At 47.3% G+C, this 14804-nt stretch carries 12 protein-coding genes and 4 tRNA genes; 14 read left to right on the plus strand and 2 right to left on the minus strand.

The window, feature by feature from the left end; all coding sequences use genetic code 11:
• Positions 1-133: 133 nt before the first annotated feature.
• Positions 134-802: a 7-carboxy-7-deazaguanine synthase QueE gene (queE, locus tag KU855_RS17555; protein ID WP_218532249.1), complete on the minus strand. Its 669-nt coding sequence runs from the start codon at positions 800-802 to the stop codon at positions 134-136.
• 136 nt (positions 803-938) lie between these two features.
• On the opposite strand from queE, the gene queC reads away from it, so the two are divergent.
• Positions 939-1619, plus strand: a complete 681-nt coding sequence (gene queC, locus KU855_RS17560; RefSeq protein ID WP_256261110.1) for a 7-cyano-7-deazaguanine synthase QueC — start codon at positions 939-941, stop codon at positions 1617-1619.
• Between the two features lie 2 nt (positions 1620-1621).
• Positions 1622-2221 (plus strand): rhombosortase, encoded by a 600-nt coding sequence (gene rrtA, locus KU855_RS17565; protein ID WP_218532256.1) that lies wholly within the window; start codon positions 1622-1624, stop codon positions 2219-2221.
• A 128-nt stretch (positions 2222-2349) separates the two neighbouring features.
• On the opposite strand, the gene uvrB is transcribed toward rrtA, so the two are convergent.
• Positions 2350-4362: an excinuclease ABC subunit UvrB gene (gene uvrB / locus KU855_RS17570; protein WP_218532258.1), complete on the minus strand. Its 2013-nt coding sequence runs from the start codon at positions 4360-4362 to the stop codon at positions 2350-2352.
• An 867-nt stretch (positions 4363-5229) separates the two neighbouring features.
• On the opposite strand from uvrB, the gene KU855_RS17575 reads away from it, so the two are divergent.
• From KU855_RS17575 to nth, 12 genes are all read left to right on the plus strand, one after another.
• Positions 5230-5305 (plus strand) — tRNA-Asn (locus KU855_RS17575).
• A 30-nt stretch (positions 5306-5335) separates the two neighbouring features.
• A tRNA-Asn gene (locus tag KU855_RS17580) sits at positions 5336-5411 on the plus strand.
• A gap of 31 nt (positions 5412-5442) precedes the next feature.
• Positions 5443-5518: transfer RNA gene (locus tag KU855_RS17585), tRNA-Asn, on the plus strand.
• A 31-nt stretch (positions 5519-5549) separates the two neighbouring features.
• A tRNA-Asn gene (locus tag KU855_RS17590) sits at positions 5550-5625 on the plus strand.
• 255 nt (positions 5626-5880) lie between these two features.
• On the plus strand, positions 5881-7791 hold the full coding sequence (locus KU855_RS17595; RefSeq protein ID WP_218532260.1) for an EAL domain-containing protein: 1911 nt from the start codon (positions 5881-5883) through the stop codon (positions 7789-7791).
• Between the two features lie 119 nt (positions 7792-7910).
• Positions 7911-8489, plus strand: a complete 579-nt coding sequence (rsxA, locus tag KU855_RS17600; protein ID WP_218532262.1) for an electron transport complex subunit RsxA — start codon at positions 7911-7913, stop codon at positions 8487-8489.
• A gap of 3 nt (positions 8490-8492) precedes the next feature.
• Positions 8493-9074 carry an electron transport complex subunit RsxB gene (rsxB, locus tag KU855_RS17605; RefSeq protein ID WP_218532264.1) on the plus strand — a complete coding sequence of 194 codons (582 nt, stop codon included), beginning with the start codon at positions 8493-8495 and terminating at the stop codon, positions 9072-9074.
• On the plus strand, positions 9068-11407 hold the full coding sequence (gene rsxC, locus KU855_RS17610; RefSeq protein WP_218532272.1) for an electron transport complex subunit RsxC: 2340 nt from the start codon (positions 9068-9070) through the stop codon (positions 11405-11407). The genes rsxB and rsxC overlap by 7 nt, the downstream gene beginning before the upstream one ends.
• A 2-nt stretch (positions 11408-11409) precedes the next feature.
• A complete protein-coding gene (gene rsxD / locus KU855_RS17615; protein WP_218532282.1) occupies positions 11410-12453 on the plus strand; it encodes an electron transport complex subunit RsxD in 1044 nt (347 codons plus the stop codon).
• Between the two features lie 10 nt (positions 12454-12463).
• Complete coding sequence (gene rsxG, locus KU855_RS17620) at positions 12464-13099, plus strand: electron transport complex subunit RsxG (RefSeq protein ID WP_218532284.1); 636 nt, start codon at positions 12464-12466, stop codon at positions 13097-13099.
• On the plus strand, positions 13092-13787 hold the full coding sequence (locus tag KU855_RS17625) for an electron transport complex subunit E (protein WP_218532287.1): 696 nt from the start codon (positions 13092-13094) through the stop codon (positions 13785-13787). Before rsxG ends, KU855_RS17625 begins: the two co-directional genes overlap by 8 nt.
• On the plus strand, positions 13784-14419 hold the full coding sequence (gene nth / locus KU855_RS17630; protein ID WP_218532289.1) for an endonuclease III: 636 nt from the start codon (positions 13784-13786) through the stop codon (positions 14417-14419). The genes KU855_RS17625 and nth overlap by 4 nt, the downstream gene beginning before the upstream one ends.
• Positions 14420-14804 lie beyond the last annotated feature (385 nt).

Here is a 14804-nt window from a genome sequence, read left to right on the forward strand (position 1 = left end):
GAGTACGCGCCAAAGCTTCTGAAAGTTGCATAAAAAAATCCGATGACAAGGGGTCATCGGATTTTGATCCTTTCAGTGAGATCGTCAAGCGATCTGTCTTAACTGATCGGCATTACGCGATTGCGGGCTTTTTTTAATCGATATTAAGGTATTTATGAGTTTGCACCGACAAACGCCAATTGCGAGCAATACAGGTCGCCATGGCTAATTCAGTCGCACGGGGTTGCTGGCTGATAGGTTGTAAGCACATGATTTTATTTGCTACATCGATACCAACTAACACTTCATCTAATTGATCGATGTGCTTTTGTAAGGCAATGGGGTGTTTAATTTCATTGGCACGTATCAGTGCTTGTGACAACACCTCAAGACCCCCTTTCATCTTAATTTTTGGTGACACAGTCACCCAAGTATTGGCTGAGCAAAGCACCGCAAACGTGCCACTGGTTTCAATTTGACACTGATAGCCCGCAGCCTCTAATTCATGGGTCAGTTTGCTCAAGTCATAAAGACAAGGTTCGCCACCGGTAATCACCACATGTTTGGCATTAAAGCCTTTAGCGCGAAACGCCGCCAATAAACTGGTGGCATCATGCCAAGCCCAAATGCCTTTGACACCATCAACGGCGATGACGTCATTAGGTAAACGCTCTAAAGCCGCCTCCTTTTGCCAAGTATGGCGGGTATCGCACCAACTACAACCGACAGGACAGCCTTGTAACCGCACAAAAATAGCGGGAACTCCGGTATACAGGCCTTCACCTTGGATCGTTTCGAATACTTCATTGACTGGATATTGCACTTTGTCTCTCCACCACAAACAGCGCTGCTGTTATAACCAAGTTAGCTGCTAACTACAAGCACTCACTTAACTTTCGGTTTAAATCGTCTAATAGTCGGTTACAATAGCGACTTTACTAATCCGCAGGGTGTTTATTATGTCTGTAGCTGTCGTGGTGTTCAGTGGTGGCCAAGATTCTACTACTTGTCTTATTCAAGCCAAACAAACTTATCAAGAAGTTCACGCCATCACCTTTGATTATGGTCAACGGCATCGACAAGAAATTGAGGTTGCCAAATCTCTCGCCGCTACACTTGGGGTCGCCAGCCATAAAGTGTTGGATGTCACCATGCTTAATGAACTGGCCATCAGCGCCCTCACCCGTGACGCTATTTTGGTGTCCCACCAATTAATGGATAATGGCTTGCCCAACACCTTTGTCCCGGGTCGAAATATCTTGTTTTTAACCTTGGCAGGGATTTATGCGTACCAAGTGGGAGCCACTGCGGTGATCACTGGGGTCTGTGAAACCGATTTCTCTGGTTATCCCGATTGTCGCCATGAGTTTGTGCAAGCGATGGAAAAAGCCTTGGTGCTCGGCATGGACAGACCATTAACATTAGAGACACCATTGATGTGGCTCGACAAAGCGCAAACCTGGGCTTTAGCCGATAGCTTAGGGGCGTTAACCTTAGTGCGCGATCACACCCTCACTTGCTATAACGGGATTATCGGCAGCGGTTGTGGCGATTGTCCGGCCTGCTTATTACGCAGCAAGGGATTAGCGCAATATCAAGCCGATGCGAAAGCTATCTTAGCCAGTATTTCTCAGGGATAGCTATGGTATTCAAACGCCTCAACAATCAGTGGGGATTCGCCTTATCGGTCATGCTGCTGGTATTACTTGCGTATGTGATTGACCCTAGTCATCTGAGTTATCGACGTGACCAAATTGCCGCTGGCGCTTGGTGGCAGATATTCAGTGCCAATGTATTGCATACCAATGGTTGGCATACCCTATTAAATGTGTTGGCCCTTGGGATTATTTGTCAATTATTCCCATGGCGTTTGAATTTTTTGCGGATGTGGGCACTGTTCATTGCCTTATGCTTTTTCCAGGGCGTTGGCTTATATCTCTGCTATCCCACCACTCAGGGGTTTGTGGGGTTAAGCGGCATATTGCATGGCCTATTTGCCTTTGCGGTGATAATTGATATTCGCCATAAAGATCCCTGGGGTTATATCTTACTACTCGCCATGCTCGCTAAAGTATTCATAGAGCAGTGGGCTGGGCCCCATCAATTCACCGGCGAATTAATCAATGCTAGAGTGGCTATCGAAGCGCATTTGATTGGCATAGTTGCCGGCATGTGTTTAGGCATTCTCATGCCCACATCGGCTCGTTCATGCTCAGTCAAGCAGTCATCAACTCAAGACTGAAACCTAGCCACAAAATGCTAGTCATGAGTTAGCGCGTGCACTGTCGCGCCGATGAGTCGTCACCGCGATGCCATAGATAAATGCTAACCGCGGCACACCACTAACCGTGCTGCCGCGGCGCTCTAAACTTACGCTTTTAATAAATCCTGACGTAAGGCCATCACCTGATCACGCAGCGCCGCTGCTTCTTCGAATTCGAGATCTTTAGCATGTTGATGCATACGTTTCTCTAATTGCTCGATGGCTTGACTGATGTCATGAGCGGAGCGCGGATGATAATCAGAACTTGCTTCGGCAACCCGGCGAGGATTATCGCTGTGAATCGATTCATTAGCCTCATCGCCCATATCCATGACATCCGTGATACGCTTGCTCAGACTCGTCGGTACAATGCCATGGGCAATATTATGGGCATGCTGTTTCTCTCGACGCCGCTCCGTCTCCCCCATGGCTTTGGCCATCGAATCGGTGATGCGATCCGCATATAATATCACCTTGCCATTGATATTACGTGCAGCGCGGCCAATGGTTTGGATCAGCGAACGCTCTGAACGTAAAAAGCCTTCCTTATCGGCATCTAAGATACACACTAACGAGACTTCAGGCATATCGAGACCTTCTCTTAGCAAGTTAATCCCAATCAAGACATCAAACACGCCTAAGCGTAAATCACGAATAATTTCGGTACGCTCAACGGTATCAATATCCGAATGAAGATAACGTACCCGAATTCCATGCTCATCTAAGTATTCGGTTAAGTCCTCTGCCATACGCTTAGTTAAGGTGGTGACCAACACTCGCTCATTCAGGGCGATGCGCTTTCTCGCCTCCGACAATAGATCATCGACTTGGGTCGCCACTGGACGAACCTCAAGCTCAGGGTCTAACAAGCCCGTGGGGCGAACTAACTGCTCAGCAATATCGTCACCGCTCTTGTCCAATTCGTACTTGGCTGGGGTCGCTGACACATAAATAGTTTGCGGCATAAGCCCTTCGAACTCTTCAAATTTCAGCGGCCGGTTATCTAACGCAGAAGGCAAGCGGAAACCATATTCAACTAAGGTCGTTTTGCGCGAGCGATCGCCTTTATACATGGCGCCAATTTGGGGCACGGTGACATGGGATTCGTCGATAATCATCAAACCATCCGCAGGTAAATAATCCAATAAGGTCGGCGGGCTTTCGCCTGGATTGCGACCAGATAAATAGCGGGAGTAGTTTTCAATGCCGGAGCAATAGCCTAATTCCACCATCATTTCTATATCATATTGCACCCGCTCAGAAATTCGCTGTTCTTCTATGAGCTTATGGTTAGCTAGCAATTGCTGTTTACGTTCGACTAATTCGGCTTTAATAAGCTCAGTGGCCGCGAGGATGGTCTCTCTTGGCGTCACATAATGACTTTTGGGGTAAATTGTCGTGCGGGCTAAGCGGCGATGCACTTGGCCGGTGAGAGGATCAAACTCACTGATACGTTCAATTTCATCGTCAAATAATTCCACCCTGATCCCATGATTCTCGGCATCAGCGGGGAAAATATCAATGACCTCCCCCCGAACCCGAAAGCTGCCTCGCTCGAATGTCATGTCATTACGCTTGTATTGGAGATCCGTCAGACGCGTCAAGATATCCCGCTGCCCCATGGTGTCGCCCTGACGCAGATGTAACAGCATTTTCAAATAGAGTTCGGGATCACCCAGACCATAAATGGCGGAAACTGAGGCAATTAACACCACATCGCGGCGTTCGAGTAAAGCTTTGGTCGCAGATAAGCGCATCTGCTCGATATGCGCGTTAACCGACGCATCTTTTTCAATAAAAGTATTAGACGCTGGCACATAAGCTTCCGGCTGATAATAGTCATAATATGAGACAAAGTATTCAACCGCATTGTTAGGAAAAAACTCTTTCATTTCGCCGTATAATTGTGCTGCCAATGTTTTATTCGGCGCCATAATGATGGTTGGGCGGCCCATATTGGCGATCACATTCGCCATAGTAAACGTCTTACCAGAGCCAGTGACACCTAATAAGGTTTGATGTGCCAGTCCGCTATCGAGCCCTTCGGTAAGTTTAGCTATCGCGCTAGGTTGATCCCCTGCCGCTTGATAAGGTGAAACCAGTTGAAACAACTTTGACACTGTGCCCCTCTCTTAGAACCTATTAAACCATCGCCCATTAACACCCTTTGCTCCAACAAATCACTATTCAAGATGATTATTTAGTGATTTATGCTGTTGCCACCAACAATATGGCAATTTAATTCACAAACAGGAGGTAACTAAATATTACAAAAAAACCACAACATACAACCTTTGCACTACACCAACCCACCTGGCGCAACATGCTGTTTTTTAATAAAATATAATTTATCAACTGTTATTGAACATTTTAAGTCCAACGCAGTCCCCATGCTAGTTTGCGCGCTGATTATTCCAGTAACCCACAAGGTTATCCACAGAAACAGTGGATAAGTGATTGAGACCCACTCGGCATAAGGGTTTGCAGCTTGTATTGCTCAAATTCACCTCGATATCGAAAAGTTGTAATTAAATAACATTTGAAAGTCGGTCTTAATCCATGCCAATGAGGCGCATGGCTTAACAGGAATTGTGCGTCATTATCGAGTGTACGCATCATGACTCACGACCAATGACGACGCGAGCGCTTTATCTTTTATCTGATTGTCTAGCAAGGTCCTGCCGTGCTACCGGTACATGTGACAAATATTATACTGCTCTGGGTTGTAAAGAAACCAACAACGCCCACCAGTTACGGTCCGATCGCGCTGACGGTGAATCCCCATGCCATCCACGTCATAATATAAAAGTGTCACTACAAACAATAAATTGCTGTTTTTAACCCCTTGATGCCGAAATAATGTGCGCGATTGTTTGTTAGATAAACACTTGATTCAGTATTTGGCATTTTTTTAAAAACGCGAGTTGACTCAATTGCCTGAGCGATTTACTATGCGCTCCGTTCTCAACGAGAAGTAGTAATTTAATTCCCCAGTAGTTCAGTCGGTAGAACGGCGGACTGTTAATCCGTATGTCACTGGTTCAAGTCCAGTCTGGGGAGCCACTATCTCGATGGGTATAATGCGAAAGCGATTCCCCAGTAGTTCAGTCGGTAGAACGGCGGACTGTTAATCCGTATGTCACTGGTTCAAGTCCAGTCTGGGGAGCCACTATCTCGGTGGGTATAAATGAGAAAACGATTCCCCAGTAGTTCAGTCGGTAGAACGGCGGACTGTTAATCCGTATGTCACTGGTTCAAGTCCAGTCTGGGGAGCCACTATCTCGGTGGATAAAAATGAGAAAACGATTCCCCAGTAGTTCAGTCGGTAGAACGGCGGACTGTTAATCCGTATGTCACTGGTTCAAGTCCAGTCTGGGGAGCCACCTCCTAGTATTTCTGTCTTTATCCTTGATTTATATAAAATAATCCCCACGCCTGCCTCATTAGCTGACTAAATTAGCTACCTATATCTTCGCAACTTTCTCTCTATTGCTTGTAGTAAATTAGTCTAACTCATTATAATTCATATAGTTATTTTTTATCTGTCGATAAATTCCGTGATCGCAAAACTTCACCAAATCCGTTAAATGAGTTATCTTAATAGGGGATCATTCAATTAATGGATTAAGGTGAACAGCATGACAAAAGCATATCAACTGCTGTTATTTCTTACATTTGCTTTTGCTTTCGCTGTTGAAGTTTGGCAACAACAATCGTTATTGGCACAAGCAACCAAGCGCCACCAAACTGAATTAATCCAAACCTTAGATCAATTCAAGCAATACCAAGGTGACGGTGATCTACTGTTTCAACAAATTAATGCTATTTTGCCGCTGCGTTTTTTTCAATACATCACCAATTTAGATCCACAACAAAATTACACCTTCGGTCAATTGCATCCGAACACCAACTGGTTGGAAAATTTACTTCCAGCGCAGGTGACAGATGATCGTCAATTGCCGCAAGCAAGGTTACAATTAAGTGTAGATTTAAGCCCTTGGTACACCGAGGCTGCTCAGCAATTACAAAATCTTGGTGTTCAGTTGGCCATCATGTATCTGTTTTTAAGCATCAGTTTGATGCTATTCACTAGGCGGCTAACCTCCAGCATTCGTTATAGCGCTAACTATATTTCTCAACTGATCTCAGCACAATTTCCTCCGTTACAAGCATCAAAAATCCGCGGCGAATGCCAACCGTTGGCCAGCGCACTTGAGCAGTTAAAACAGGACATCAAAACCTACACCAATGACATCGCTATCAAGCATGAAATCATTAGCCAAAAAGCCTTACAAGACAGTATTACTGGATTTGGTAATCGCCAATGCTTTACTCAAACCCTATCGCAACTGGGTGGCGCATCGCAATTAGGAACATTAGCGCTGATCAAAGCGACTGAACTGGGCTCTATCAATCAATTGCATGGCCGGCACGCCGGTGACGAGTACTTGATCAAGATAAGTCAAGATATCCGTGAAATGTTAACCCACTATACTCAAGCGCAATGCTTTCGGATTAGCAGCGCCGATTTTGCCATCTTTATTCCTAATCTAATGGTAAAAGACGCCGCTAAGCAATTTAGCGGGCTAAAAACAGGATTTGATGAATATCAACGGATACTGTCAACAGACTGCATAGCCTATATCGGCCTTGTTCCCTTTACGGAACAATCAAATCCGGCGACATTATTAGCCATGGCTGACTCGGCTGTCAGCATTGCCCAAACCTTGGGGCCAAATCAAATATATGTCCTTGAAAAACATGATGAATCTGAGCTACAAGGCAATACTCGCTGGCATCAAGCTATTGATACATTACTGCAACAGAGAAAGATTGATTTTTGCCAGCAATCTATTCAGCCTTGTCGCTCTAATGTCGATATGTATCGTGAGTTATTAGCCCGATTTTACAATAGTAGCGGTCAGGTGTTACCCACAACGACTGTGTTTGCTATGGCCGAAAGACATGGTAAGCACATCGAAATGGACAAACTCATTGTACAACTGGTGATTGAGCGCTTATTAAAAGATCAGCAGTTACAAGGCTGGTATGGCGTTAATATAAGCTCGCACTCCGCCTTGCAACCGGATTTTGTGGCCTGGCTCAAAGACACCTTAAATCGCTACCGCCAAGTGGCGTGTCGATTAGTCATTGAAGTGAGTGAAATTGGCATCCAAAAAAACTTATCCGCCAGTGCAGCCTTTGTTAAAGCCGTTCACAGTACTGGCGCGCGCGTTGCCATTGAACGCTTTGGCACTGGCTTCACCTCATTTAAGTTTTTCCAAGAACTACGTCCTGACTTTGTCAAACTCGATGGAAGCTTCACCAATCAAGTGCATATGGACAGTGGAAATCGTTTCTTCATCAAAATGATTGTCGATATTGCTAAACGCTTGGGGGTTAAAATCATCGCCACAGGGGTTGAGGTGCAAGATGAAAAATTCACCTTAGAACAATTGTTAGTGGACGGACTGCAAGGATATTATATTGCCAAGCCATTAACCCTTCACCCTCTCAATCTGGAAAAGCAAACTCAGGTAGCTAAATAACCACCAGAAAATGAAGACATTATCATCTTCAATTGATTTAACCTTGCATTCTATATGTTGTTAATCGAGGTTAAACCACCGATAATAGAGCCATTCAAAGCCTAACTATTTATATTGCGATGAGCGAATATTTGTTGTTGTTGATAGGAACTGTCCTAGTCAACAACTTTGTGTTAGTAAAATTCCTTGGTTTATGTCCCTTTATGGGGGTTTCAAGCAAGCTAGAGTCGGCGATCGGCATGTCAATGGCGACAACGTTCGTGTTAACTCTGGCCTCTATCTTAAGTTATTTAGTCAATACCTTCCTGCTTGAGCCTTTCGCACTCGAATATTTGCGTACCATGAGCTTTATTTTAGTGATCGCCGTGGTTGTGCAATTCACTGAAATGGTCGTGCAAAAAACCAGCACGTCGCTATACCGAGCCTTGGGTATTTACCTCCCCTTAATCACGACCAATTGTGCGGTATTAGGGGTGGCACTACTGAACATCAACGAAAAGCACAACTTTTTGCAATCCGCGGTTTATGGATTTGCTGCGGCCATTGGTTTTTCTTTAGTACTTATTTTATTTTCAGCCATGCGTGAGCGTTTAGCCGCTGCAGATGTACCGACGCCCTTTCGTGGCGGCGCCATCGCCATGATCACCGCCGGCTTAATGTCACTTGCCTTTATGGGCTTTACCGGATTGGTTAAATAGCACATGTCCTCGATATTTACTGCGGTCATATTACTGACCCTGCTAGCCATCATCTTTGGCTTAATCTTGGGGTTTGCCTCACAAAAGTTTAAAGTAGAAGGCAACCCCATTGTTGATGAGCTCGAAGCAAATTTGCCACAAACACAATGTGGACAATGTGGCTATCCTGGTTGCCGCCCTTATGCTGAAGCGATTGCCAACGGCGAAAAGGTCAATCGATGCCCACCGGGTGGCACCGCCACCATGGAGAAATTGGCCAGTTTGATGGGCGTTGAACCAGAACCCCTCGATGGTATCGCTGATGAACCCATCAAAAAAGTCGCCTTTATTCGCGAACAAGAATGTATAGGCTGCACCAAATGTATCCAAGCCTGCCCAGTGGATGCCATTATTGGCAGTGGCAAATTGATGCATACCGTCTTAGCCAAAGATTGCACGGGCTGTGACCTATGTGTCGACCCCTGCCCTGTCGATTGCATCGATATGATCCCCGTGGCACAAAATTTATCTAACTGGGACTGGAAGCTCAATCACATCCAAGCGCGGATTTCCGTCAAATTTATCGAAGAGGATAAGCTGTGTTGACGATTTTGGATCAACTTGATCAAGGCTTCGTGTGGCCAATTCATGGGGGGATCCACCCGCCACAAATGAAAGAGATAGCACCGGCAACGACCCTACAGAGCTTACCGATATGCCAACAATATTGTGTGCCTGTACCGCAAGTCGGCGAATTGGCGACCCTGACGGTCTCTCCAGGGCAGACCGTACTGAAAGGCCAACGACTTACTCAAGGGCAAGGTCAATATTATTTGCCGGTGCACGCCCCCACCTCGGGTGTCATCGCCGCCATCGAGCCGCGCCCAAGTAATCACCCCTCCGGACTTCCCGTCTTGACTTGTGTGATTGATGCGGATGGCCTAGATAATTGCATCACCTTTGACAGTGCCAATCTTGACGATTTATCCAATGATGAAATCCTAGAAAAAATACAACAAGCCGGCATAGCAGGCATGGGCGGCGCGGCGTTCCCCAGCCATATTAAGCTAGCGTCAGCCAGCAGAATTGAACTGGTGATCATCAATGGCATTGAATGTGAACCATATATCACGGCTGATGATGCACTCATGCGCCATTACAGCGCTGATATTATTCAAGGGATCGCCATCATTGAGCAACTATTGAAGCCACAGCGCATCATTATTGCCATTGAAGACAACAAACCCGAAGCCATTGCCGCCATGCAACAAGCGCTCGCGGCGAGTGCGTTGCCATCGCCGCTTGCTCGGGTCACAGTGGTACCGACGCTATACCCCTCGGGCGGTGAAAAGCAATTGGTGCAATTATTGACGGGTAAAGAAATCCCATCTGGAGCCATTCCGGCCCAATTAGGCATGTTAATCCATAATGTCGGCACCTGTTATGCCATCAATCAGGCGGTCCGCCATGGCAAACCATTAATTGAGCGGATTGTGACTGTCACAGGTCAGCAAGCGAGCCAACCGGGTAATTATTGGCTGCCCATCGGCATGACAGTTGCCGATGTCCTCAACAGTCTGAAATTTACTGCTAATGAACAACAAATGGTGATCATTGGTGGCCCCATGATGGGCTATACCTTGCCGTTAACCGAGGTGCCTATCTTAAAAGGCAGTAACTGTATTTTATTGCCGACCGCAGCAGAAGTGTATCAGCCAACCGAGCAGGCCTGTATACGTTGCTCTGAATGTGCCCATGCTTGCCCAGCCCAGTTATTGCCGCAACAACTGTTCTGGCACAGCAAATCTAAAGAGTACGACAAAGCCAGTAGTTTCAATTTACGCGATTGTATCGAATGTGGCTGTTGTAGTTATGTCTGTCCTAGTGACATTCCCTTAGTCGAATATTTCCGGGTCGCCAAAGCGGCTCTACGAAAAGAGGCCGACGAAAAATATCAAGCAGAACGCGCGAAGCAACGTTTTGAAGCCAGAGATAAACGTTTAGCCGCAGAAAAAGAGGCGCGTGAGCAAAAAGCCAAAGTCGCTACTGCCAAACGTCAGCAAAGTATGACCAGCTCTGACAAGGATGCGATTGCCGAGGCTATGGCGAGGATCAAAGCCAAGCAGGCCACCACCGCCCCGCTGGACTCCGAGCAGCCAGCAAGCGCCGAGACCGATAAAGTCAGCGCTGCAGTGGCACGTGCCAAAGCCAAAAAGGCCGCAATGGCAGCCACGGCCTCCTCAGTGACGCCTACTGATGATCAAGGCTCATCAGCGCAAGAGTTAGCCACACCCCTCGATGATAAAGCCGCCAAAGTCGCGGCAGCGATTGCCCGCGCCAAAGCCAAAAAAGCTGCGCAGGTGACGACTGAAACCGCCCCTGCGACCACCGAGGGCGATCCTACGGTCGTTGCCGGCAATACAGCAACAAGTGAGCCTGAGCCACAGTCTGTGCCGATTAATGACAAGGCGGCCCAAATTGCGGCGGCGATTGCCCGAGCTAAAGCTAAAAAAGCCGCGGCGGCCTCGCAGACAGTCCCAATTGAGGCTGAGGCTTCTGCCTCAACGCCGTCTGCGCCAGCGGCTGACGATAAAGCGGCGCGTATCGCCGCAGCAGTCGCCAAAGCCAAAGCTAAAAAAGCGGCCACTGGCACTAACAGCAGCATTGACGCAGAGGCGGTCACCCCGCCAACGCCGCCTGCGCCAGCGGCTGATGATAAAGCGGCGCGTATCGCCGCAGCAGTCGCTAAAGCCAAAGCTAAAAAAGCGGCCACGGCCACTGGCACTAACAGCAGCATTGACACTGAGGCGGCCACCCCGCCAACGCCACCCGCCCCAACGGCTGACGATAAAGCCGCGCGTATCGCCGCAGCTGTTGCCAAAGCTAAAGCCAAAGCGGCGGCGCGTAAGCAACCGTCGCACGATGATAAGAAGGATTAATCATGGCGTTTAAAATTGCCACGTCCCCCCATATGGGACAAAAATTGCAAACATCGACCGTGATGCAGCGAGTGTTATGGTGCGCCGTGCCGGGCCTTATTGCTCAGTGCGTATTTTTCGGTTGGGGCACCTTAATCCAACTGGCGCTCGCCATTATTGTCTGTGTCAGTGCAGAAGCCGCCGTTATGAAGCTTCGAGGCCGCAGTGTTAGCCGCGCGCTTAGCGATTACAGCGCCGTGGTCACGGCCTTGTTGTTAGCCGTCTCTATTCCGCCCCTTGCACCTTGGTGGTTAATCGTCATTGGTAGCTTGTTTGCCATTTTATTGGTCAAGCAAGCCTATGGTGGACTTGGTAATAACATTTTCAATCCTGCCATGGCCGCCTATGTTCTTTTGTTGATCTCCTTCCCTGTGCAGATGACCAGTTGGTTAGCGCCATCCACCATTGCCCCCCATGTGCCGGACTTCTGGTCTAGCCTTCAAGCGATTTGGTTCCAAGGAGATATTCACGCCTATCGCGTTGGCATTGATGGTGTGACCATGGCCACCCCCTTAGATGCGTTAAAAACGGATCTATCCATGGGCTTAACGGTCACAGAATCATTATCTAAACCAATTTTTGCAGATGGCGCTGGCGTCGGTTGGTTTTGGGTCAATGCCATGTATTTACTCGGTGGTTTGATCCTTTTAAAACTAAACATTATTCGTTGGCACCTCCCAGTGGCATTTTTAGCCAGTTTGCTGGTCTTCAGTAGCATCGGTTATTTAATGGGACCCGACACCCATGGCACCCCTTGGTATCATTTATTTTCTGGTGCGACTATGTTGGCGGCATTTTTCATCATCACCGATCCCGTCACCGCCGCCACCAGCCCTAAGGGCAGAATCATTTTTGGGATCTTAATTGGTTTATTGGTTTACCTAATCCGCAGCTTTGGCGGCTACCCCGATGCCGTGGCTTTTGCTGTGTTATTAGCTAATTTATGTGCCCCGTTTATTGATTATTATGTGCGTCCTCGTACGTATGGCCACCGCAGCGGACATTAGGAGCAAACCCGTGAAAAAATCCATGGCAAAAAATGCCACTATTCTTGGCCTATTTGCGCTAGTTTGCACCGCCATCGTGAGCCTAGTTGACTATGCAACCAAGGATGAAATTGCCTTGCAGCAGCAACGGCAACTACTGAGTGTCTTAGGACAAATCATTCCTGCAGATCTGCACGATAATGATCTGTCTCAATCGTGTACTTTTTTAACAGACCCTGCACTTGGTAGCAGTCAACCCCTGCCCGCATACATCGCCACGCTGCAGGGACAACCTGTGGCTATCGCCATGGAAACCATCGCACCTGACGGCTATAGTGGCGCAATCAAGATCATCGTCGCTGTCGATGCCTCAGGGAAAGTACTTGGGGTTAGAACCTTACAGCACCAAGAAACCCCTGGGCTTGGCGATAAAATTGACCATTCAAAATCTGATTGGGTCAACTCATTCATCGGGAAAAGGGTACAGGGCAATGAGGATCCCGCCTGGCGAGTGAAAAAAGATGGCGGCGAGTTTGACCAATTTACTGGCGCAACAATTACGCCACGCGCCTATGTTGGCGCATTAAGACGCACCATCGCTTACTTTGATGCCAATAAACATCAGATTTTCAGCCAAGTGCGTCAATGCGAGGTTAACCATGAGTAAATTATCTGACATCGCACAACAAGGGTTATGGAAAAATAACCCTGGACTGGTGCAATTATTAGGACTTTGTCCGTTATTAGCCGTGACAGCAACCGTTACCAACGCTTTAGGCCTTGGGCTGGCGACCCTGGTGGTTTTAGTCGCATCCAATGTGTTGGTATCAATCATTCGTAATGTGGTCCCTAAAGAAATTCGCATTCCGGTGTTCGTGATGATCATTGCCGCGTTAGTGACCACGGTTCAATTAATGATCAATGCCTACGCCTATGGTTTATACCTGTCGCTGGGGATCTTTTTACCATTAATTGTGACTAACTGCGTGATCATTGGTCGTGCCGAAGCCTTTGCTTCTCGCAACCATGTGGGCCATGCGGCGTTTGATGGCTTAATGATGGGCCTCGGCTTTACCTTAGTGTTAACCCTACTAGGCGCTTGCCGAGAAATCTTAAGTCAAGGCACCCTGTTTGCCGGCGCTGAACAGTTACTCGGTCCTTGGGCGCAGCAGCTCACAGTACATGTTTGGCAAGTAGAGACTCCGTTTTTACTCGCCATGTTACCGCCAGGTGCTTTTATTGCCATGGGGTTATTGATTGCCGGCAAAAATATCATTGATGCCAGACTCAGCCAACGCCAATCACCAGATGAACAACCGACAGCGATAGCCCGAGCGCGAGTAACTAAAGTATGAACGCTAATAAACGTAAACAGATCCTCATACGCTGGCGTGATAATAACCCTAAGCCAGAAACTGAGCTGAATTTCTCGAGCCCATTTGAGTTATTAGTGGCGGTAACACTGTCAGCCCAAGCCACCGATGTCAGTGTCAACAAGGCTACTGACAAGCTGTTTCCAATCGCCAATACCCCCGAGGCGATCGTTGCGTTGGGTGTTGATGGTCTGAAGAGTTACATCAAAACCATCGGTTTGTTTAATACCAAAGCCGTCAACGTTGTCAATACATGTCAACAACTGATAGATAAACATCAAGGCCAAGTTCCCGAAGATCGCGCAGCGTTAGAAGCCTTACCTGGCGTTGGTCGCAAAACCGCAAACGTGGTGCTCAATACGGCCTTTGGTTGGCCGACCATCGCGGTTGACACCCATATTTTTCGCGTATGTAATCGCATGCGTTTTGCGCCAGGCAAGAACGTTAACGAGGTCGAGCAAAAATTACTTAAAGTGGTACCAGCGGAATTTAAAGTTGATGTCCATCACTGGTTAATACTGCATGGCCGTTACACCTGCATCGCAAGAAAGCCGCGCTGCGGCAGTTGCATCGTTGAGGACTTATGCGAATTCTCTGAAAAAATTGATTTGTAAAAAATCACATTATTCATCATGCATGATGAATAAAAGCATAAAGGGACTCATTGAGTCCCTTTTTCTTTACAAAACAAAAAATATCCTGCCAGAGGCGGCTTTACAGCAAGTATCAACACACGGTTGTACTCTTTAATTTTTACTATCTGGCACTCAACCCAAAGCTTCATGGGCTTAATCATGATGAGGAGGCATGTAAAGGCGACTTCTTCACCAGCAACCTCAGGGGCAGATCATGAACGTTTTTTGCCCAATGGAAAATCAAAATTGACCTAATGAGCTAGCTGTGATCTTATGCTCCTCTTTTGAGGAGTTGCCATGAATATAGATACCATCAAAGAGCATTTCAGCATCATCCGTGACGAGCGGCAAAGTGCAAAAGTAG

The sequence above is a fragment of the Shewanella sp. NIFS-20-20 genome, from assembly GCF_019209865.1.
Lineage (GTDB): Bacteria > Pseudomonadota > Gammaproteobacteria > Enterobacterales > Shewanellaceae > Shewanella.

Coding starts and splice junctions, on each gene's coding strand:
- rsxA (WP_218532262.1), top strand. CDS start 7,911: ATGAGCGAATATTTGTTGTTGTTGATAGGAACTGTCCTAGTCAACAAC.
- KU855_RS17625 (WP_218532287.1), top strand. CDS start 13,092: ATGAGTAAATTATCTGACATCGCACAACAAGGGTTATGGAAAAATAAC.
- rrtA (WP_218532256.1), top strand. CDS start 1,622: ATGGTATTCAAACGCCTCAACAATCAGTGGGGATTCGCCTTATCGGTC.
- rsxB (WP_218532264.1), top strand. CDS start 8,493: ATGTCCTCGATATTTACTGCGGTCATATTACTGACCCTGCTAGCCATC.
- rsxD (WP_218532282.1), top strand. CDS start 11,410: ATGGCGTTTAAAATTGCCACGTCCCCCCATATGGGACAAAAATTGCAA.
- nth (WP_218532289.1), top strand. CDS start 13,784: ATGAACGCTAATAAACGTAAACAGATCCTCATACGCTGGCGTGATAAT.
- KU855_RS17595 (WP_218532260.1), top strand. CDS start 5,881: ATGACAAAAGCATATCAACTGCTGTTATTTCTTACATTTGCTTTTGCT.
- queC (WP_256261110.1), top strand. CDS start 939: ATGTCTGTAGCTGTCGTGGTGTTCAGTGGTGGCCAAGATTCTACTACT.